Raw genomic sequence first — 1,818 nt, 5'->3', positions numbered from 1 at the left:
TGCTCAACACCCTCGCGCGCCGTCCACCTTTGCTCGGCGAATCCATAAGCAGCGCGCGAGCTCACGCGTGGCGCACGAACCGACGTACAGGCGCGCAAACTCATACGCAGCGGCAAAAACCGGTGCGCGGCGAGTGAATTCATGCGCCGCAGGCGAACTCGCGCGCGAGGGGGTTGCTAGAAGAGGCGGAATTCGTTGCTCTCGGTGCCGCGCAGAGCGTCGTAATCGAGGGTCAGGCAGCGGATGCCGCGGTCCTCGGCGAGGGTGCGGGCTTGGGGCTTGATCTGTTGGGCGGCGAAGACACCGGCGACCGGGGCAAGGAGCGGGTCCCGGTTCAGGAGTTCGAGGTAGCGGGTGAGCTGTTCGACGCCGTCGATTTCACCACGCCGCTTGATCTCGACGGCCACGGTTGAACCGTCGGCATCCCGGCAGAGCAGGTCGACCGGACCGATGGCGGTCATGTACTCGCGGCGGATCAGTGTGTAGCCAGGGCCGAGGGTCTGCACGTGTTCGGCGAGCAGCTCCTGAAGATGGGCCTCCACACCGTCTTTCACCAGACCGGGGTCCACACCCAGCTCGTGCGCGGAGTCGTGCTCGATGTCCTCGATGGTGATGCGCAGTTCCTCACCCGCCTTATTGGTAACCACCCAGAAGGCCTTCGCCCCCTCGGGCACCGCATCACCGTCGCGCTCCTCCAGCCAGCACGGTGGGCTCATCCAGTTCAGCGGCTTGTACGAGCCGCCATCGGAATGCACGAGGACCGATCCGTCCGCTTTGATCAGCAACAATCGGCGGGCCATCGCGAGATGGGCGGTGAGTCGCCCTACGTAGTCGACCTGACAGCGAGCAATCACTAGGCGCACCCAAGCACTGTAGGTGAACGCCCGGCCCGGCCCAGCGTCACCCCTGCAGCGTCGGCGGTCAGCCCATGAGCAGAATCGCCGCGAGGAACGCGCTCACGGCGAGCAAACCGGATTCGATCCGGGTGAGCCGCCGGGTAGATGCCGCTTTCGCGCGCAGCATACCGAAGCCGACCCCGGTTCCGATACAGAAGGCCAGCAGGTGACCGACATTGGTGAAGGTCTGTTCGATCAGCACGCCCTCGGCCGCGACGATAAACCACACCGTCGACCAAGCGATTCGCCAGCGATGCGGAATGGCGACCACAATCGCCCCGACCAACGCCATAGCGCCGTAACTCACGCCGACGTCCTGTGCCCAGCGGATGCTCGCGGGCAACCAATCGGCCTCGATCGCGATCCAGAGACCGGCCGCGACAAGGAGCGTGGCACCGATATGTCCAGCCAGGAACACCCGCACCATATGGACCGCGCCGAAGCGCAGTTCGGCAAGTGCGAGCAGACAACCGAGCAACGGAATCAGCACCCAGGCGGCACTGACATCGCCGATCACCAGCGCGCTCGAGAGCACGGTGCCCACCCGGCCATTCAGCAGATTGTGCAGATTCGTGCTCGCGTGCAGCACCACCCGCGCCTGCGAGGTCTCACTCATCGCGGAGAAGACAGCGGTGACAGCGACAAGAGCCACCAGATATCCGAACGTCGCCGGGAGTCTCAGCTGCCACCAGCGCGAGCGAAGCGGTCTGAGGGGATCGACCGGCGCGCGGTCGGCGGTTGTCGTCGCTGCGACCATCAACACCTCCATGCGCATCGACCGCTCCTATCGAGCATGCCGACGCTGATTACTACTTACTGTTACTCTCCATGATGAACGCCGGAGCGCCGCATAGGGTGACTGTTCCCTGTGAGATTGCTCCGAAACCTCGTGGTGTACAGCACACAAAGAATATATGAAAGC

General features: G+C 64.1%; 2 protein-coding genes. Both read right to left on the bottom strand.

Going from position 1 to position 1,818, the window contains the following annotated elements; all coding sequences use genetic code 11:
• Positions 1–176: 176 nt before the first annotated feature.
• Positions 177–863, bottom strand: coding sequence for an endonuclease NucS (gene nucS, locus NP3_RS45950; RefSeq protein ID WP_063047965.1), 687 nt, complete (start codon positions 861–863; stop codon positions 177–179).
• Between the two features lie 58 nt (positions 864–921).
• Positions 922–1,671, bottom strand: coding sequence for a rhomboid-like protein (locus NP3_RS45945; protein WP_245721403.1), 750 nt, complete (start codon positions 1,669–1,671; stop codon positions 922–924).
• Positions 1,672–1,818: the final 147 nt, after the last annotated feature.

The sequence above is a fragment of the Nocardia pseudovaccinii NBRC 100343 genome (assembly GCF_001613225.1).
Taxonomy (GTDB): domain Bacteria; phylum Actinomycetota; class Actinomycetes; order Mycobacteriales; family Mycobacteriaceae; genus Nocardia; species Nocardia pseudovaccinii.
Note: the sequence above shows the minus strand (reverse complement) of the source record. Positions and strands in the feature narration are given on the sequence as shown.